This is a genomic window from Nocardioides marmoribigeumensis (assembly GCF_031458325.1).
Classification (GTDB): Bacteria; Actinomycetota; Actinomycetes; order Propionibacteriales; family Nocardioidaceae; genus Marmoricola_A; species Marmoricola_A marmoribigeumensis.
Genome location: NZ_JAVDYG010000001.1, coordinates 773,094 through 789,927, shown reverse-complemented (window position 1 = coordinate 789,927; position 16,834 = coordinate 773,094). Strand labels below are relative to the sequence as shown.

Here is a 16,834-nt window from a genome sequence, read left to right as displayed (position 1 = left end):
CGGTCACCCCCACCGGGGTGGCCGCCCTCGGTGCGTCTCAGGCCGGGTCCGGCTCGACCAGGTCGGGGAGCAGGAGCCGTTGCACCTTGCCGGTCGGCGTGTGGGGGAGGTCGTCGAGGCGGTGGTACTCCTTGGGCCGCTTGGCCGGCGACAGTCGTTCGCGCGCCCGGGCCGCGAGGTCGGCGGGGTCGGCCTCGCCGACGTACGCCGCACAGACGCGTTGTCCCCAGTCGGGGTCCTCGCGGCCGAAGACCGCGACCTGGAGCACGCCCGGGACCGCGGACAGGACGTCCTCGACCTCGGCGGGGTAGACGTTGACGCCGCCGGAGATGACCAGGTCCTCCCGGCGGCCGTCGAGGTAGAGGTAGCCGTCGTCGTCGATCCGGCCGTGGTCCCCGACGGTGAAGGCGGGCCCGTCGGGGGTCTCGCGCCAGGCCTCGGCGGTCTTGGCCGGCTCGCGGTAGTAGGTGAAGCGCGCGTGCTCGGGGACCACGCACCAGATCGTGCGGTCCTCGGCGACGGTGATGCTGCGGCCGGGGCGGGCGCGACCCACGGTGCCGGGCCGCTCGCGCCACTCCTCGCCGGGGCAGGCGGTGAGCTGGCCCTCGGTGGAGCCGTAGAACTCCCAGGTCGTCCCGGGTGGGAACGTCTCGAGCAGCCGCTCCTTGACCGGTTGCGGGCAGGCGGCCCCGGCGTGGGCGAGCAGGCGGAACGACGACAGGTCGGGGGTGCCGACCTCGTCCCAGTGCGCGAAGAGGCGCGCGAGGTGGGTCGGCACGACGAACGCGGTGGTCGGGTGCTCGGACTCGATGGCGTGCGTGAGACGCGCGACGTCGAACGGGCCCGGGACCACGAGCCGGCCGCCGGCCAGCACCGTGCCCATCGCGAAGCGCAGCGGCGCCGAGTGGTGCAGCGGGCTCACGACGAGGTTGACGTCGTCGCTGCGGAACCCCCAGAGGTCGCGCTCCTCCTCGACCAGCGCCCGGCCCTGCTCCTCGGTGAGCACCCCGCTCCACACGCCCTTGGGACGGCCGGTCGTGCCGGAGGTCATGTGCATCGGGCGCGCGAGCGGCGTGCGGCGGGGCTCGCCGGCGACGCGCTCGGCCAGGTCGTCGACGTCCGCGGGGTCGGTGACGTGGGCCACGGGCTCGAGGTCCTCGAGGATCCCGGCGGTCTCTGCCGCGGTCAGCCGGGGGTCGAGCGGGGCGGGCACGACCCCGCGCCCGAGCAGCGCGAGCACCACCTCGACGTACGCCGTCGAGCCGGGCACCTGCAGCGCGACGACGGACCCCTGGGGCAGGTCGAGCAGATCGGTCACGTGCCGAGCCTAGGGTCGGGTTGGATGTGTCCGCGGTCACAGGCAGGATGGAGGCGTGCGCACCGCCCCACCGGGTGGGCGCCGACCGCCGTCGACCAGTGGCGCGTGACCCGCGTCCGCCAGGAGGCACCTCAATGACCACCACCGCGCCCACCGGGGAGCTCGACTCCTTCGAGCGCACGATCGCCGCCGACCAGCGGATCGAGCCGCGCGACGCGATGCCGGAGGACTACCGCCGCACGCTGGTGCGCCAGATCGCCCAGCACGCGCACTCCGAGATCATCGGCATGCAGCCCGAGGGAGCGTGGCTGACCAGCGCGCCGTCGCTGCGGCGCAAGGCCGTGCTGACCGCCAAGGTGCAGGACGAGGCCGGCCACGGGATCTACCTCTACTCCGCCTGCGAGACCCTCGGGGTCGACCGGGCCGACCTCACGCAGATGCTCGTCGACGGGCGCCAGAAGTACTCCTCGATCTTCAACTACCCCGCCTCGTCGTACGCCGACGTGGGCACGATCGGCTGGCTGGTGGACGGGGCCGCGATCTGCAACCAGGTGCCGCTGTGCCGCACCTCCTACGGCCCCTACGCCCGCGCGATGATCCGGGTGTGCAAGGAGGAGTCCTTCCACCAGCGTCAGGGCTACGAGCTGCTCCAGACGATGATGCGCGGCACCGACGAGCAGCGCGCGATGGTGCAGGAGTCGGTCGACCGGTGGTGGTGGCCCTCGTTGATGATGTTCGGTCCGCCCGACGCGGAGTCCGCCCACACCGCGCGGTCGATGGCGTGGGGCATCAAGCGCCACACAAACGACGAGCTGCGACAGAAGTTCGTCGACATGACCGTGCCGCAGGCCGACGCGCTCGGTGTCACCCTGCCCGACCGGTCGCTGGCGTGGGACTCCGCCACGGGCCACTACCGGTTCGGGCAGCCCGACTGGGACGAGCTGGCGCGGGTGATCAAGGGCGACGGGCCCTGCAACGCCGAGCGGGTCGCCCGGCGACGGGCAGCCCACGAGGACGGCGCCTGGGTGCGCGAGGCGGCCGCTGCCTTCGCGGCGCGGGGTGGTCGCGTTGGCTGAGGCGCGCGGGTCGGACTGGGAGCTGTGGGAGGTGTTCGTGCGACCCAAGCGCGGGCTCAACCACGTGCACGTCGGGTCGCTGCACGCGGCCGACGCCGAGTCGGCGCTGCGCAACGCGCGCGACGTCTACACGCGGCGCAACGAGGGCGTGAGCATCTGGGTGGTGCGAGCCGAGGACGTCACCGCGTCGAGCCCCGACGAGAAGGACCCGTTCTTCGCCCCGAGCGGCGACAAGGTCTACCGCCACCCGACCTTCTACGACGTCGGCGACGACGTCCCCCACATGTGAGCGGGGTGGACGAGGTGCACGACGACCCCTACTCCGCCCTGCTCGAGCCCGACGTCGAGGACGGCCACTGGGCCTTCGGCGGCGGCTGGGACGACCCGCTCGAGGGGCTCGACGCGGCGGTGCCGGAGGGCATCGACGCAGCCGCCCTGGCGTCGTACTGCCTGGCGCTGGGCGACGACGCGCTGGTGCTGGCGCAACGTCTGCAGCAGTGGTGCGCCCGGGCGCCCGAGCTCGAGGAGGAGGTGGCGCTGGCCAACGTCGCGCTCGACCTGCTCGGGCAGACCCGGTTGCTCTACGCGCGGGCCGCGGCCGCCGACCCGGGGCTCGTGGACCGCCTGGCGCCGGGCGTGCCCGCGGGGTCGCCGGTGCCGGGGGAGGACCGGCTGGCGTTCTTCCGCGACCCGGCCGACTTCCGCTGCGACGTGCTGATGACGCTGCCCGACGCCGACTTCGCCCACGCCGTCGTCCGCCTCGCGGCGGTCTCGCTCGGCCGCGTGCGGCTGTGGCACGGGCTGGCTGCCTCGCCCGACCCGGTGCTGGCGGCGGTCGCGGGCCGGGCGGTCAAGGAGGTCGCCTACCACCGCGACCACGCGGTCGGCTGGGTGCGCGTGCTCGCAGGGGGCACCGACGAGTCACGCCGGCGCACCGGCGAGGCCTGGATCGCGGTCACCCCGTGGGTCGGGCGCCCCGACCTGGCCGCGGCCGCCCTTCCCGGCGTCGTGCCCGACCCCGGGACGCTCGCCGCCGAGACCCGGTCGGACTGGCTGCGGCTGGGGGAGGAGTGCGACCTGTCGGCCTCGTCCCCCGACGTCTCGGCGTACGACGGTCGCGCCGGCCGGCACGCCCCCTGGCTCGCCGAGCTGCTCGAGGAGCTGCAGTCGCTGGCCCGGCAGCACCCGGAGGGCAGGTGGTGAGCGACGTCCGAGCCGCGGTCGCCGCGGTCCCCGACCCCGAGATGCCGATGCTGACCCTGGCCGACCTCGGGGTGCTGCGCTCGGTCGAGGTGTCCGGGTCGACGGCGGTGGTGACCCTCACGCCGACCTACTCCGGCTGCCCGGCGATGGCCGAGATCAAGGCCGACGTCCGCGCGACCGTCGAGGCGCTGGGCCTGCGCGCCGAGATCCGCACGCGTCTCTCGCCGCCGTGGAGCAGCGACTGGATCACCCCGGCCGGGCGGGCCGCGCTGGCCGAGGCCGGCGTCGCGCCCCCGGGGCCCGCAGGCACGGTGTCGCTGGGGCTGCCTGCCGTGCTCCCGGTGCACGCCACCTGCCCCCGGTGCGGCTCCATCGACACGAGGCTGACCAGTGCCTTCGGGCCGACCGCGTGCACGACGCTGCACACCTGCTCGGCCTGCGGCGAGCCGTTCGAGAAGGTGCGGGAGCAGTGACCCGCTTCCGTCCCCTCACGATCACCCGCGTTGACCGGCTCACCGACGACGCCGTCGCGGTGACCCTCGACGGCGCCGACCGCGAGTTCTCCGCGGGCCAGCACCTCGTCGTACGCCGGCCCGGCCGGGAGGACGAGCCGCGCACCTACTCGCTCTGCTCGGCTCCTGGCGCGCCGCTGCGCATCGGGGTGCGGCGCGTGGCGGACGGCTCGTTCTCCTCGTGGCTGGTCGACGCCGCGCGACCGGGGGACGTGATCGAGGCGACCGCCCCGACCGGCCGGTTCAGCCTCTCGTCCTACCCCCCGTCGCCCGGCGAGCACCACGTGCTGGTCGCGGCCGGCTCCGGCATCACCCCGGTGCTGTCGCTGGTCACGACGCTGCTGCGCGACCACGGGGCGAGGGTGACGGTCCTCTACGCCAACCGCACCTCGCGCAGCGCGATGTTCCTCGACGAGCTGGCCGACCTCAAGGACCGCTGGCCCACGCGGGTCTCCCTGGTGCACGTGCTGTCCCGGGAGCCCCAGGACGCGCCCCTGCTCAGCGGGCGGCTGGACCCTGCCCGGTTCGCCGCCGTGCTCGACGCGCTCGCCGGGCCGGACGTGGCGGCGTACTGGCTGTGCGGCCCGTGGGAGATGGTGCGTGACCTGCGGGCGGTCCTCGCCGACCGTGGCGTGCCGGCCGACCGGGTGCGCGCCGAGCTGTTCTTCGTCGAGGACGTGCCGCCACCGCCCGCTCCCGCTGCCCAGGAGGAGGCCGGTGGTGTGGCGGTGTGCTTCACCCTCGACGGGCGGCGCAGCGAGGTGGCGGCACCGCCCGGGTCCTCCCTGCTGGACGCCGCCCGCCTCGCGCGGTCCGACGTGCCGTTCGCGTGCCGCGGCGGGGTCTGCGCGACCTGCCGGGCCCGGGTCGTGAGCGGCGAGGTCGAGATGGTGCGCAACTTCGCGCTCGAGGACGACGAGGTGGCCCGGGGCTACGTCCTGACCTGCCAGAGCTACCCCCGCTCCGACGGGGTCGAGGTCGACTACGACGCCTGACCGGGAGCTCCGCCCCGTCGTGCAACTCGGAGTCACGGTCGCTCATCTGGCGTTGTGCCACGATCGGAGCGACCACAACCCCGCACCAGAGGAGTCCCATGAGGGTCGCGCTGACCGGAGGCATCGCCTCGGGCAAGAGCACCGTGTCGTCGTTGCTGCGCACGCTCGGAGCGGTGGTCATCGACGCCGACCAGCTCGCGCGCGACGTGGTCGCACCCGGGACCGACGGGCTGGCCGAGGTGGTCGAGGCGTTCGGCGACTCGGTGCTGGCCGCCGACGGCTCGCTGGACCGCCCGGCCGTGGCGAGGATCGTCTTCGACGACGAGGACGCGCGGCGGCGCCTGGAGGGGATCATCCACCCGCGCGTGTTCGAGGAGTTCGTCCGGCTCGAGGCGGAGGCGCCCGAGGGCGCGCTCGTCGTGCACGACATCCCGCTGCTCGCCGAGTCGGGCCGCACCCAGGACTTCGACGCCGTGCTCGTCGTGGACGCGCCGCACGAGACCCAGGTCGACCGCATGGTCCGTGACCGCGGCATGACCCGCGAGGAGGCCGAGTCCCGCATCGCCGCCCAGGCCGACCGGGACACGCGCCTGTCGATCGCCACCCACGTGATCGAGAACGACGAGACGCGCGAGGAGCTCGAGGCCCGGGTGCGTGAGGTGTACGCCGAGCTGATGGGCTGATTTCCTCAGGAACCCCAGCCGACGGGACCACCTCGTGGCTCCTCGGGCCCGCGGGGCGCCGGTGACTCGCCCGGCCCGCGGCGCACGGCGTCCGAGGTGAACCACTCGGCGGCGACCGTCCCGTCGCGGTCGAACGTGACCCAGCCGTGCCAGCCCTGCGCGGTGAGGGTCCAGTGATGCAGCGTGCCCGCCACCCATCCGGACTCCGTGTGCACCTCGACGGGGACGAAGAGCTCGGGCGTGTCCGGGCCGCCCTCGGGAGGTGATCCGAGGCGGGCGCGCTGGTGCTCGCCGTACGCCACGAGGAGGAGGCCGAGCGGACCGAAGACCACCATCCAGAGCATCACGGTGCCGGCCGCGTGGCTGCGCCGTGCGATCAGCAGGCCGAGCACGAGCCAGGCCGCGAGCAGCACGGGGCTGAGCAGGGTGCTCGCGGCGGCCGGCATGGGCGCATCATGCCGCGGGTGGGCCGCGACCGGGCCCGCCCCGTCGTACGCGCGGGAAAACTGGCACTCCCCGAGCGAAGTTTCGCTCGGGGAGTGACAAAGTCACTAGGTACCTAGTGAAACCGCACCCAGCGGATCAGGCCGCCATGTCGGGGCCGGCGAAGCCGCGGAGCTTCTGCAGCGCCTCCCGCTCGAGCTGGCGGACCCGCTCGGCGGAGATGCCGTGCTTGGCGCCGATGTCGGCGAGCTTGTGGATGCGGCCGTCGACCAGGCCGTAGCGCGCCCGGATGATGTCCGCCGCCCGGGGGTCGAGCTTGTCCACCAGGGCCGAGAGGCGCTCACGCGACTCGGTGCTGAGGAAGGTGGTGTCGGGGCCCGGGGCGCTCTCCTGGGCGATCAGGTCACCGAGGGAGGTGTCGCCCTCCTCGTCGAGCGGGGTGTCCAGGCTGACGTGGTCGCGGGACCAGGCCATGAGGTCGAGCACGCGCTCGACCGGCATGTCGAGCTCGGTGGCGATGTCCTCGGGCTCCGGGTCGCGACCGAGCTGACGCTCGAGGGTGCGGCGGGCACCGTTGACCTGGTTGATCTCCTCGACCACGTGGACGGGGAGACGGACCACACGGGCCTGCTGGGCGATGCCGCGGGTGATCGCCTGACGCACCCACCAGGTGGCATAGGTCGAGAACTTGAAGCCTTTGGTGTAGTCGAACTTCTCGACCGCGCGGATCAGGCCGGTGTTGCCCTCCTGCACCAGGTCGAGCATCGGCATCTGGCTGCGGCCGTACTTGCGGGCGATCGAGACGACCAGCCGCAGGTTGGCGGTGATGAACTCCTGGATCGCGCGATCGCCCTCCTCGACCATCCACTCCAGCTCCTCGCGGGTCGCCCGCTTGGGCGCGCCGCCCTTGGCGCGGCCGATGCGACCGGTCTCCAGGAGGTGCTGGGCGAACAGGCCGGCCTCGATGGTCTTGGCCAGCTCGACCTCGCGGACGGCGTCGAGCAGCGGGGTGCGCGCGATCTCGTCGAGGTAGAGCCCGACGCTGTCGCGGCCCTCGATCTCCCGGGTGTGCGTGATGGTGGCGGTCACGGTCCTTCCCTTCCCACAACGGCAGAGCGGTAACCCGTCCCTGCAGCAGTCACAACGCTCCGGGTGGGGCCCTTTAGTCCCGTCGGGTGAGGGGTCCGCGTGGGTGCTCGGAGGTTGCCTTCATGGGTTGTTACGCACGACGGGGCCGCATAGTTTCCTCCCGGCCCCGAAGTTCAGGGGAATTTCAGGGACGCGTCACGCATCGGCGGTCGGCGCGGCTGCGCCTCCTCGGTGCCGCAGCGCCTGGTCGAGCATCCAGGCGTAGGTGAACGCGCGGTCCTTCCAGGCGTTGTAGCGACCGCTGACGCCGCCGTGGCCGGCCGACATCTCGGTCTTGAGCAGCACGGTGTCGGGGTCGGCCACGCGGGTGCGCAGGCGCGCGACCCACTTGGCCGGCTCGACGTAGAGCACCCGGGTGTCGTTGAGCGAGGTGTCGGCCAGGATCGCGGGGTAGCGGCCCTCGTGGACGTTCTCGTAGGGCGAGTAGGACTTCATGTAGGCGTAGACCTCGGGGTCCTCGAGCGGGTTGCCCCACTCCTCCCACTCGATGACGGTCAGCGGCAGCGAGGGGTCGAGGATCGAGGTCAGCGGGTCGACGAACGGCACCGACGCCAGGATGCCGGTGAACGCCTCGGGGGCGAGGTTGGCCACCGCGCCCATGAGCAGGCCGCCCGCGCTGCCGCCCTCGGCGACCAGCCGGTCCGGGGCGGTCCAGCCGCTCGAGGCCAGGTGCCGGGCGCAGGCGACGAAGTCGGTGAACGTGTTGCGCTTGTGCAGCATCTTGCCGTCGTCGTACCAGTGCCGGCCCATCTCGCCGCCGCCGCGCACGTGGGCGATCGCGAAGCCCACCCCGCGGTCGAGCAGGGAGAGCCGTGCGGTCGAGAACCACGGGTCCATCGAGGCCTCGTAGGAGCCGTAGCCGTAGATCACGAACGGCGTCGAGCCGTCGCGCGGCGTGCCCGCGGGCACCATCACCGAGATCGGCACCTGGGTGCCGTCCTCCGCGGTCGCCCACTCGCGGTGCTGCTCGTAGGCCGACTCGTCGTAGCCGCCGAGGACGGGGGTCTGCTTGAGCAGCGTGCGCTCGCCGGTGCGCAGGTCGAGCTGCATCACCGAGCTCGGGGTGGTCATCGTGGTGTAGCCGAACCGCAGGGTGGGCTGGGCGAACTCGGGGTTGCCCGACAGCCCGACGGTGTAGAGCGGGTGCTCCATCGGCAGGAGCTCGTCGGAGGTGATCCCGTCGGCGTCCAGGCCGAGCACCCGGAGCTGGGTCAGCCCGTCGCTGCGCTGGCTCAGGACGTGGTGGGTGGCGAACGAGTCCACGTCCTCCAGGCGTACGGCGGGGTCGTGCGGCAGCAGCGGGACCCACTGCTCGTGGGAGGTGGCGTCGACGGGGGCCCAGGCGAGCTCGAAGTTGGGGGCGCCGTCGTTGTGCAGGACCAGCAGGCGGTCGGTCCCGTCGACGACCGCGTGCTCGACGGAGTACTCCACCCCCTGGCGGCGCGGGGCCACGCAGCGCGGCCGGGCGGTGGCGTCGGTCGCGTCGATGAGGTGCATCTCCGTGGTCGTCTTGCTGCCGACCCCGACCACCAGGAAGCGGTCGCTGCGGGTGCGGCCGACCGAGACCCAGAAGCGCTCGTCGGGCTCGTCGTGGACCAGGACGTCCTCGGACCGGTCGGTGCCGAGCCGGTGCCGCCAGACCTGGTGGGGGCGCCACGCCTCGTCGACGACGGTGTAGAAGAGGTGCTCGCCGGAGAGGTCCCAGGTGGCGCCGTAGCCGATGTCGTCGAGACGGTCGGGCAGCACCTGCCCGGTCGTGAGGTCCTTGACCTGGAGGGTGAACCGCTCGTCGCCGGTGGTGTCGGTGCTGAAGGCCAGCAGCCGCCCGTCGCGGCTGACCGAGCTGGCGCCGAGGGAGAAGAACTCGTGCCCCTCGGCGAGCTCGTTGAGGTCGAGCACGACCTCCTCGTCCTCGGGGGTCTCCGCCGGGTCGATCGTCGGCGGGGTCCAGTCGTCGGGGTCGAGGACGGGGCGGCGGCAGGAGACGCCGTACTGCTGGCCCTCGGTCGTGCGGCCGTAGTACCACCAGCCGCGCACCCGGCTCGGCACCGACAGGTCGGTCTCCTGGGTGCGGGCCTTGATCTCGTCGAAGATCGCCTGCCGCAGGTCGGCGAGGTGCGCGGTGCGGGCCTCGGTGTAGGCGTTCTCGGCCTCGAGGTGGGCGATCACCTCGGGGTCCTCCTTGGCCCGCAGCCACTCGTAGTCGTCGACGAACGTGTCGCCGTGGTGGGTCCGCTCGGTCGGGCGGACGTCGGCGACGGGGGGCTTGGTAGGGGTGGGAGACGACATGCGTTCGAGCCTAGTAGGGGGAGAATCGGAACGTGACCGAGCATTCGACGGGGCGGACCGTGGACCTCAACGCCGACCTCGGGGAAGGCGTCACCGACGACGCGGGGCTGCTGGCCCTGGTGACCAGCGCCAACGTCGCCTGCGGCTTCCACGCCGGTGACGACGAGACGATGCGCGTCGTGTGCGAGGGGGCGGCGGAGGCCGGCGTGCGGATCGGCGCGCAGGTCTCCTACGACGACCGCGAGGGGTTCGGCCGGCGCCCCCTCGACGTGGCGTACGACGTGCTGCGGGCGCAGGTGGCGGAGCAGGTGGGGCTGCTCGACGAGATCGCCCGGGCGGCCGGGACGCTGGTCTCCTACGTCAAGCCGCACGGCGCGCTCTACAACCGCGTGGTCGACCACGAGGAGCAGGCCGCCGCCGTGCTCGACGGGTCGGGCGACCTGCCGGTGCTGGGGCTGCCGGGCGGCGCGCTGCTGCGGCTGGCCGCCGAGGCCGGCCGGGCGACGTACACCGAGGGCTTCCCGGACCGCGGCTACCTCGAGCCGCAGGGTGGGGTCGTCCGGCTGGTGCCGCGCGACCAGCCCGGCGCTCTGGTCGAGGAGCCGGAGGAGATCGCCCGGCGCGCGGTCGGGCTCGCCGCCGACGTCCACTCGGTGTGCGTGCACGGCGACGGGCCGACCGCGGTGGAGGCGGCCCGGGCCGTGCGGGCGGCGCTGCTCGGGGCCGGGTTCGCACTTCGAGGGTTTCTGTGAGCGTGCGGGTGCTGCCGTGCGGCGGCTCGTCGTTCCTGCTCGAGGTCGACGACGTGCCGCGGGCCTACGCCGCGGTCACCGCGGCGCTGGCCGCGGCGGGGGCGAGCGCCGCGGACGTGGTCCCGGCGGCGCGGACCGTCCTGGTCGACGGCCTGCGGGGGATGGGCGCCGAGGCGCTGGTCGAGGCGGTCGCGGCGGCGCGGGCCGACGGGCCCTCGAGTGGCGGTGGCCGGGTCGAGGTGCCGACCGTCTACGACGGGGAGGACCTGGACGTGGTGGCCCGGCACTGGGACATGACCCGCCAGGAGGTCGTCGCGACGCACACCGGCCTGGACCTCGTGGTGGCGTTCTGCGGGTTCGCGCCCGGCTTCGCCTACCTCTCCGGGATGGCCGAGCGGCACAGCGTGCCGCGCCGCGACTCGCCGCGCCCCCGCGTGCCGGCCGGGTCCGTGGCGGTGGCCGGCGAGTTCACCGGCGTCTACCCGCGGGCCAGCCCCGGTGGCTGGCTGCTGCTGGGACGCACCGACCTCGTGCTGTGGGACCCCGCTGCCGACCCACCGGCCCTGCTCAGCCCTGGAACGCGGGTGCGGTTCGTGGAGGTGCGGTGAGGCAGGTCCGTGTCCTCGACCCGGGGGTGCTCACCACGGTCCAGGACGACGGCCGGCCCGGCCTGGCCCACCTCGGCGTGCCCCGCTCGGGCTGGCTCGACCCGCGTGCGGCCCGGCTGGCCAACCGACTGGTCGGCAACGACGAGGCCGAGGCGGTCCTGGAGAACCTCTTCGGCGGGCTCGTCCTGACCTGCGGCTCCGCCCTGACCGTCGCGGTGACCGGCGCCGCCTGCCCGGTCACCGTGGACGGGTCCGGCGCCGGGTTCGGGTGCGCCGTGTCGGTGCCCGCCGGCTCGCGCCTGCGACTCGGTACGCCGGCCAGCGGGCTGCGCGCCTACGTCGCGGTCGGCGGCGGGCTCCGGGTCCCCGAGGTGCTCGGATCCCGGTCGACCGACACGCTCTCCGGGATCGGGCCCGCCCCGCTGGCCGAGGGCGACCTGCTCGCCCTCGGGCCGTCGTACGGCGTGGTGGGCGGGGTCGAGGTGTGGCCGGACGTGCCCGACGAGGTGACCGTGCTGCGTTGCCGGCCGGGACCACGGCTCGACTGGTGCGACCTGCGTGGGCTGGTCGACGCGACCTACGAGGTCGCTCCCGACTCGGACCGGGTCGGGCTGCGGCTCCGCGGGACGGCGGTCGAGCGGGTGCGCACCGACGAGCTGCCCAGCGAGGGGATGGTGCTGGGGTCGGTGCAGGTGCCGCCGGACGGGCAGCCGGTGGTGTTCCTGCGCGACCACCCGGTGACCGGTGGCTACCCGGTGCCGTGCGTGGTCGAGCCGGAGGACCTGGCGCGCTGCGCCCAGCTCAGGCCGGGGGACTCAGTCCGCCTCGTCCTCCGCTGAGGGCCGGCGCAGAGGACTCAGCGCCGGGTCGTCGTCGGCGAAGGTGCGCACCGGCCCCGGACCGGTCGCGGCGGTCTCGAAGCGGACCGTGACCCGGCCGACCCCGGACCCCCAGACCCAACCGGGCCCGTGCTCGGTGTGCTCGACGTCCATGCCCGGAGACCACCCGGCACGACGCCGGACGACTGCGGCGTCGACCTCCTCGGACTCGGGCTCGGCCGACTCCTCCTCCAGCGCGAACAGGTCCTCCTGGATCCAGTCGGCGAGTCCCGAGACCCCCACCCCGAGCAGGCGGACCCCCTCGGAGGTGTCGACCTCGGCGAGCAGCGCACGGGCGAGCCGGCCGATCGTCGCCGGGTCGTCGGTGGGGGAGGGCAGCGTGGTGGAGCGCGAGTGGGTGGTGAAGTCGTGCAGCCGCACCTTGATGCTCACCGTGCGCCCCGACAGCCGCGCCTTGCGCAGCCGCTCGGCGACGCCGCGGGCCTGCTTGGTGAGCAGTCCCTCGAGCAGCCGCTTGTCGACCAGGTCGGTGTCGTAGGTGTCCTCGTTGCTGACCGACTTGGCCTCCCGCTCGGCGACGACCGGACGGTCGTCCTCGGCCCGGCAGAGCGCGAACAGCCCGTTGCCGTGGGCCTGCCCGACCAGGCGGACCAGCTCGTCCTGGGAGATCCGGCGCAGGTCCTCCACCGTCGTGACGCCCACGCGGCGCAGGCGCTCGCCGGTGGCCGGGCCCACGCCGGGGATGACCCGCACCGGCATCGGCCCGATCAGCTCGGCCTCGGTGCCGGCGGGCACCACGACCAGGCCGTCGGGCTTGTCGAGGTCGCTGGCGATCTTGGCGACCAGCTTGGACGAGGCGATGCCCACCGACGCGGTGAGGCCGCCGGTCACCTCGTGGATGCGGTCCTTGAGGGCCTGGCCGACCTGCGCGAGCGAGTCGGGATCGGTGCCCGGCAGGTCGCCGGCCGCGAGGTCGACGAAGGCCTCGTCGACGCTCAGCGGCTCGACCAGCGGCGACAGCCCGCGGAGCTCGGCCATGATCAGCCGGCTGACCTCGCGGTAGACGTGGTGGCGTCCGGAGAGGTACGCCGCGTGCGGGCACCGCGACCGCGCCTCCCGGGTCGACATCGCCGAGTGCACCCCGAAGACCCGGGCCTCGTAGGACGCCGTGGCGACCACGCCGCGCCCGCCCGTCCCCCCGACCACGACCGGCTTGCCCCGCAGCGACGGCTTGTCGCGCTGCTCGATCGCGGCGAAGAACGCGTCGAGGTCGACGTGGAGGATCGTCGGCTCGGCACGCACCGGTCCATCATCGCCGCCGCCACCGACCTCGCCGACCACCCGGGGGCCGGGCCGGGTCGTGTCCCCAGGCCGGCAGAGGAGCGAGAGCTCCCCAGCGCGCGGCGACGGGCCGCCGTACGACGACGAGAGGGCCTGGGATGGGGCCATGACGACCTTTCCCCTGGACCCGCAGGACCCCGACCCCCGTGACGCCCGTGACGTCCCTGCCACCCGGCCCCCGCGTGCCCTCCGGCTGCGCACCGAGGCCGACGTGCTCGCCTTCGTGCCCTACAGCCTGGGCTTCCACCCGCACGACTCCCTGGTCGTGATCGGGGTGGGCGCGCACGGCAGGCCCATGACCGGTCGCGCCGACCTCAGCGGCGACGCCGACGAGGCGCGCGAGTGCGCCCGCACGCTCGCCGACGCGGTGAGCGTCAACGGCTCGGTGCTCGCGGTCGTCGTGGCCTACACCGACGACCCCCTCTGGGCGGCGCTCTCCGCCGAGTCGCTGCTCGAGGAGCTCGCCGACCGGCACGTGCCGGTGGCCCACGTCTTCCGGGCCGACGGCACCCACTGGTTCCCGCTGCTGCCGGGTGACGCGGGCTGGTCCGACGCCACCGCAGGCGAGCCCTACGACCTCGACGTCCACGCGCTCACCGCCGAGTCCGTGGCGGAGGGGAGGGTGACCTACGCCGACCGCGAGGAGCTGGCGGCGAGCCTCGACCCCGCCTCGCCCGAGCTGGTCGAGGCGGTCGCCGACGCCCTCGACGGGCTGGCGGCCCTGACCGGCCGGGGCGCGCTGCGCGCGGAGGCGCAGTGGGCCGCGGCCTGGGTCCGCCACCGGGTCGGCCACCCCGTCGAGGTGCCCCGCTGGCCCACGGCCGAGGACACCGCACGGCTGCTGCGGGTGCTGGCCGTGCCGGCGGCTCGCGACGTGGTCCTCGCCGAGGTGACCCTGCCCACCGCACGCGCGCAGGTGCCGCTGTGGCGCGCGCTGGCCCGGCTGGCGCCCGACGGCCACCGTGGGCCGGTCAGCGCGATGCTCGCGTTCGCCGCCTGGCTCGACGGCGACGGCGCCCTGGCCTGGTGCGCCGTGGACCGCGCCCGGGCCGCCGACCCCGAGATCGGCCTCGCCACGGTCGTGGCAGGCGTGCTCGAGAACGCACTGCCGCCGACGACCTGGCAACCGGTCGACCCGGCGTCCCTGCCGCTGCTCAGCGCGTGAGGCTGGACTCCGGGTCGGGCTCGTGGGAGGGGTTGGAGAAGCTCAGGGCGCTGTCCTCGAAGGACGCCCGCCCCAGCTTCCAGGCGTCGTAGAAGTAGTTCTGCCGGAGCTTCCACGGCTCCCTCGACCCCTGGCGGGGGAAGTCCGCGACCGAGCGCTGCACGTAGCCCGAGGCGAAGTCCAGGAACGGCGCCTCCTCCACGTCGGGCTCCCTGGTCGGGGTCACCACGGCCTGCCCGGCGCGCTGCATGTGCCCGAGGAGGCGCATGACGTAGCCGCACACCAGGTCGGCCTTGAGGGTCCACGAGGCGTTGGTGTAGCCCACCACGAAGGCGAAGTTGGGCACCCCGCTGAGCATCGCCCCGCGGTAGACCATCGTCTGGGGGAGGTCGACCGGCTTGCCGTCGACGCGCACGTCGATGCCGCCGAAGGCCAGCAGGTTGAGCCCGGTTGCGGTGACGACGATGTCGGCCTCGAGGTGCTCGCCGGACTCCAGCAGGATCCCGGTGGCGTCGAGGCGGGCGATGCGGTCGGTGACGACCGAGGCCTTCTCCTTGCGCAGCGCGCGGAAGAGGTCACCACCGGGCACGACGCACAGTCGCTGGTCCCAGGGGTTGTAGGGCGGGTTGAAGTGGGTGTCGACGTCCACGTCGGGCACCTGCCGCATGGTGGCCTTGCGGAGCATGGCGCGCACGGTGTCGGGCCGCCTGCGCGCCAGCTGGTAGAAGAACGACTGCAGCACGACGTTCTTCGTCCGCGCCACGCGGTAGCGCAGTCCCTCGGGCAGGGCGCGGCCCAGGCGCGAGGTGAAGAAGGGGTCCTCCGCCGGCAGCGAGGTGATGTACGTCGGCGTGCGCTGCAGCATCGTGACGTGCTCCGCGCGGTCGGTCAGCGCGGGCACCAGCGTGATCGCGGTGGCCCCCGACCCGATGACCACGACGCGCTTGCCGGTGTAGTCGAGGTCCTCGGGCCAGTGCTGCGGGTGGACCAGCTGCCCGCGGAAGTCGTCCTGGCCGGGGAGCTCGGGGGTGTAGCCCTGGTCGTAGCGGTAGTAGCCGGTGCACCCCATCAGGAAGCTGGCCCGGATCTCCTCGGTCACCGGCTCCTCGTCGGGAGCGCCGCGCTCGACGGTCAGGCGCCACTCCCCGTCCTCGGAGGACCAGTCGGCCGCGAGGACGCGGTGGTGGTAGCGGACGTGACCGTCGATGCCGCCTTCCCGCGCGGTGTCGCGGATGTAGTCACGGATCGCGTCGCCCCCGGCCATCGTCGTCGGGTCGGTCCACGGCCGGAACGAGTAGCCCAGCGTCACCATGTCGGAGTCCGACCGCACGCCGGGGTAGCGGAACAGGTCCCACGTGCCGCCCATGGCCCCGCGCCCCTCGAGGACCGCGTAGGACCGGTCGGGGAACGCGGTCGAGAAGTGGTGGGCCGCCCCGATGCCGGAGAGGCCGGCGCCGACGACGACCAGGTCGAGGCGCTCGGCGGTGCGTCGTGCCACCTCAGACCCTCCCCGCCTGCTCGGCCTCGTGGAGGGAGTCCAGGTTGCGCTCGCTGGTCGACCGGCCCAGGTGGCGCACCTCCTCGTCCATGCGCTTGACCGAGGTCGCCGCCTGCTGGAGCGTCGGGCGGTCGCCGAACGCGGAGTTGAGCAGCGTGCGGGACTTGGCGATCGCGCCGACCCAGCCCGGCACGTAGACGTGGCGCGAGCGCTGCGCGATGCCGGCGACGAAGGCGTCGACGCAGGTCTGCACGTCGGTGGTGCGGTTGAGCGGCGGCGGGAGCGTGGCGATCATGTCGGCGAACGCCGAGAGGTCCTTCTTGGCGTCCTGCACCAGCGGGGTGTCGATCCACGACATGTGGGCCGAGCCGACCGCGACACCGTGGTGGGCCACCTCGAGCCGCAGGCAGTTGGCGAAGTGCTCGACCCCCGCCTTGCTCGCGTTGTACGGCGACATGCCGGGCGCGGCCGCGAACGCCGCCAGCGACGAGACCACGAGCACGTAGCCCTTGCGCTCGATGATCGACGGCAGGGCCGCCCGCACCGTGTGGAAGACCCCGTTGACGTTGACGTCCATGACGCGGCGGAACGTCGCCGGGTCGACCGCGAGCACCGAGCCGTAGGAGGCGATGCCGGCGTTGGCGACCGCGACGTCGATGCCGCCGAACCGGGCGACTCCCTGGGCGACCGCGTCCTCCATCGACGACAGGTCGCAGACGTCGGCGACCACGCCGAGGGCGGAGGCCTCCCCGATGGCGGCGACGGTCTCGCGCAGGGCCGGCTCGTCGACGTCGGTCAGCACGACCTCGGCGCCGAGCCGGGCCAGCGCCTTGGCGGTCTCGGCGCCGATGCCCCGTCCGGCGCCGGTGACGAGGACGACCTGGCCGGAGAGGCGGTCCAGGCTGGCGGCGGCACGTCGGGGGTTGAGTGGGTTCAGCCGGGAGACGATGCTCATGCGGACA

17 protein-coding genes are annotated in these 16,834 nt (G+C 73.9%); 10 read left to right on the top strand and 7 right to left on the bottom strand.

Annotation, left to right across the window (positions count from 1 at the left end):
* Nucleotides 1–37 precede the first annotated feature (37 nt).
* Nucleotides 38–1,318, bottom strand: coding sequence for a class I adenylate-forming enzyme family protein (locus J2S63_RS03860; RefSeq protein ID WP_310298841.1), 1,281 nt, complete (start codon nt 1,316–1,318; stop codon nt 38–40).
* A 134-nt stretch (nt 1,319–1,452) separates the two neighbouring features.
* Between J2S63_RS03860 and paaA the strand changes: the two genes are divergently transcribed.
* From paaA to coaE, 6 genes are all read left to right on the top strand, one after another.
* Entirely contained in the window at nt 1,453–2,394 is a 942-nt protein-coding gene (gene paaA / locus J2S63_RS03855; protein WP_310298839.1) for a 1,2-phenylacetyl-CoA epoxidase subunit PaaA, read from the top strand.
* A complete protein-coding gene (paaB, locus tag J2S63_RS03850; RefSeq protein ID WP_310298837.1) occupies nt 2,387–2,683 on the top strand; it encodes a 1,2-phenylacetyl-CoA epoxidase subunit PaaB in 297 nt (98 codons plus the stop codon). Before paaA ends, paaB begins: the two co-directional genes overlap by 8 nt.
* A 5-nt stretch (nt 2,684–2,688) precedes the next feature.
* Nucleotides 2,689–3,597: a 1,2-phenylacetyl-CoA epoxidase subunit PaaC gene (locus tag J2S63_RS03845; protein ID WP_310298834.1), complete on the top strand. Its 909-nt coding sequence runs from the start codon at nt 2,689–2,691 to the stop codon at nt 3,595–3,597.
* Nucleotides 3,594–4,070 (top strand): 1,2-phenylacetyl-CoA epoxidase subunit PaaD, encoded by a 477-nt coding sequence (paaD, locus tag J2S63_RS03840; RefSeq protein WP_310298830.1) that lies wholly within the window; start codon nt 3,594–3,596, stop codon nt 4,068–4,070. The genes J2S63_RS03845 and paaD overlap by 4 nt, the downstream gene beginning before the upstream one ends.
* Nucleotides 4,067–5,104: a 2Fe-2S iron-sulfur cluster-binding protein gene (locus J2S63_RS03835; protein WP_310298826.1), complete on the top strand. Its 1,038-nt coding sequence runs from the start codon at nt 4,067–4,069 to the stop codon at nt 5,102–5,104. The genes paaD and J2S63_RS03835 overlap by 4 nt, the downstream gene beginning before the upstream one ends.
* A gap of 98 nt (nt 5,105–5,202) precedes the next feature.
* Nucleotides 5,203–5,787 (top strand): dephospho-CoA kinase, encoded by a 585-nt coding sequence (gene coaE / locus J2S63_RS03830; RefSeq protein ID WP_310298823.1) that lies wholly within the window; start codon nt 5,203–5,205, stop codon nt 5,785–5,787.
* A gap of 5 nt (nt 5,788–5,792) precedes the next feature.
* Here coaE and J2S63_RS03825 read toward each other — a convergent pair whose 3' ends face one another.
* The 3 genes from J2S63_RS03825 to J2S63_RS03815 form a co-directional block, all read right to left on the bottom strand.
* Complete coding sequence (locus tag J2S63_RS03825; RefSeq protein WP_310298820.1) at nt 5,793–6,233, bottom strand: hypothetical protein; 441 nt, start codon at nt 6,231–6,233, stop codon at nt 5,793–5,795.
* 136 nt (nt 6,234–6,369) lie between these two features.
* A complete protein-coding gene (locus J2S63_RS03820) occupies nt 6,370–7,320 on the bottom strand; it encodes a sigma-70 family RNA polymerase sigma factor (protein WP_310298817.1) in 951 nt (316 codons plus the stop codon).
* Nucleotides 7,321–7,515: 195 nt separating this feature from the next.
* A complete protein-coding gene (locus tag J2S63_RS03815) occupies nt 7,516–9,669 on the bottom strand; it encodes a S9 family peptidase (protein WP_310298814.1) in 2,154 nt (717 codons plus the stop codon).
* A 32-nt stretch (nt 9,670–9,701) separates the two neighbouring features.
* Here J2S63_RS03815 and J2S63_RS03810 point away from each other — a divergent pair, with 32 nt between their 5' ends.
* Genes J2S63_RS03810 through J2S63_RS03800 form a run of 3 tightly spaced genes read left to right on the top strand, consistent with a single transcriptional unit; the run spans nt 9,702 to nt 11,868 of the window.
* Entirely contained in the window at nt 9,702–10,421 is a 720-nt protein-coding gene (locus J2S63_RS03810) for a 5-oxoprolinase subunit PxpA (RefSeq protein WP_310298811.1), read from the top strand.
* Nucleotides 10,418–11,029 (top strand): 5-oxoprolinase subunit B family protein, encoded by a 612-nt coding sequence (locus J2S63_RS03805; RefSeq protein WP_310298808.1) that lies wholly within the window; start codon nt 10,418–10,420, stop codon nt 11,027–11,029. Before J2S63_RS03810 ends, J2S63_RS03805 begins: the two co-directional genes overlap by 4 nt.
* On the top strand, nt 11,026–11,868 hold the full coding sequence (locus tag J2S63_RS03800) for a 5-oxoprolinase subunit C family protein (protein WP_310298805.1): 843 nt from the start codon (nt 11,026–11,028) through the stop codon (nt 11,866–11,868). Before J2S63_RS03805 ends, J2S63_RS03800 begins: the two co-directional genes overlap by 4 nt.
* Here J2S63_RS03800 and J2S63_RS03795 read toward each other — a convergent pair.
* Nucleotides 11,845–13,170: a DNA polymerase IV gene (locus J2S63_RS03795; RefSeq protein WP_310298802.1), complete on the bottom strand. Its 1,326-nt coding sequence runs from the start codon at nt 13,168–13,170 to the stop codon at nt 11,845–11,847. The genes J2S63_RS03800 and J2S63_RS03795 overlap by 24 nt on opposite strands.
* Before the next feature lie 145 nt (nt 13,171–13,315).
* Here J2S63_RS03795 and J2S63_RS03790 point away from each other — a divergent pair, with 145 nt between their 5' ends.
* Entirely contained in the window at nt 13,316–14,374 is a 1,059-nt protein-coding gene (locus J2S63_RS03790; protein ID WP_310298800.1) for a DUF4192 domain-containing protein, read from the top strand.
* Here the strand turns inward: J2S63_RS03790 and J2S63_RS03785 are convergent.
* Together J2S63_RS03785 and J2S63_RS03780 are read right to left on the bottom strand one after the other, a co-directional pair.
* A complete protein-coding gene (locus tag J2S63_RS03785; protein ID WP_310298797.1) occupies nt 14,364–15,872 on the bottom strand; it encodes a flavin-containing monooxygenase in 1,509 nt (502 codons plus the stop codon). The genes J2S63_RS03790 and J2S63_RS03785 overlap by 11 nt on opposite strands.
* 1 nt (nt 15,873) lies before the next feature.
* Nucleotides 15,874–16,827, bottom strand: coding sequence for an SDR family oxidoreductase (locus tag J2S63_RS03780; RefSeq protein ID WP_310298795.1), 954 nt, complete (start codon nt 16,825–16,827; stop codon nt 15,874–15,876).
* Between the last annotated feature and the right edge of the window lie 7 nt (nt 16,828–16,834).

Excerpts from the sequence above, each read along its gene's own strand:
- paaA (WP_310298839.1), top strand. The coding sequence starts at position 1,453 with ATGACCACCACCGCGCCCACCGGGGAGCTCGACTCCTTCGAGCGCACG.
- coaE (WP_310298823.1), top strand. The coding sequence starts at position 5,203 with ATGAGGGTCGCGCTGACCGGAGGCATCGCCTCGGGCAAGAGCACCGTG.
- J2S63_RS03825 (WP_310298820.1), bottom strand. The coding sequence starts at position 6,233 with ATGCCGGCCGCCGCGAGCACCCTGCTCAGCCCCGTGCTGCTCGCGGCC.
- J2S63_RS03815 (WP_310298814.1), bottom strand. The coding sequence starts at position 9,669 with ATGTCGTCTCCCACCCCTACCAAGCCCCCCGTCGCCGACGTCCGCCCG.
- J2S63_RS03790 (WP_310298800.1), top strand. The coding sequence starts at position 13,316 with ATGACGACCTTTCCCCTGGACCCGCAGGACCCCGACCCCCGTGACGCC.
- J2S63_RS03780 (WP_310298795.1), bottom strand. The coding sequence starts at position 16,827 with ATGAGCATCGTCTCCCGGCTGAACCCACTCAACCCCCGACGTGCCGCC.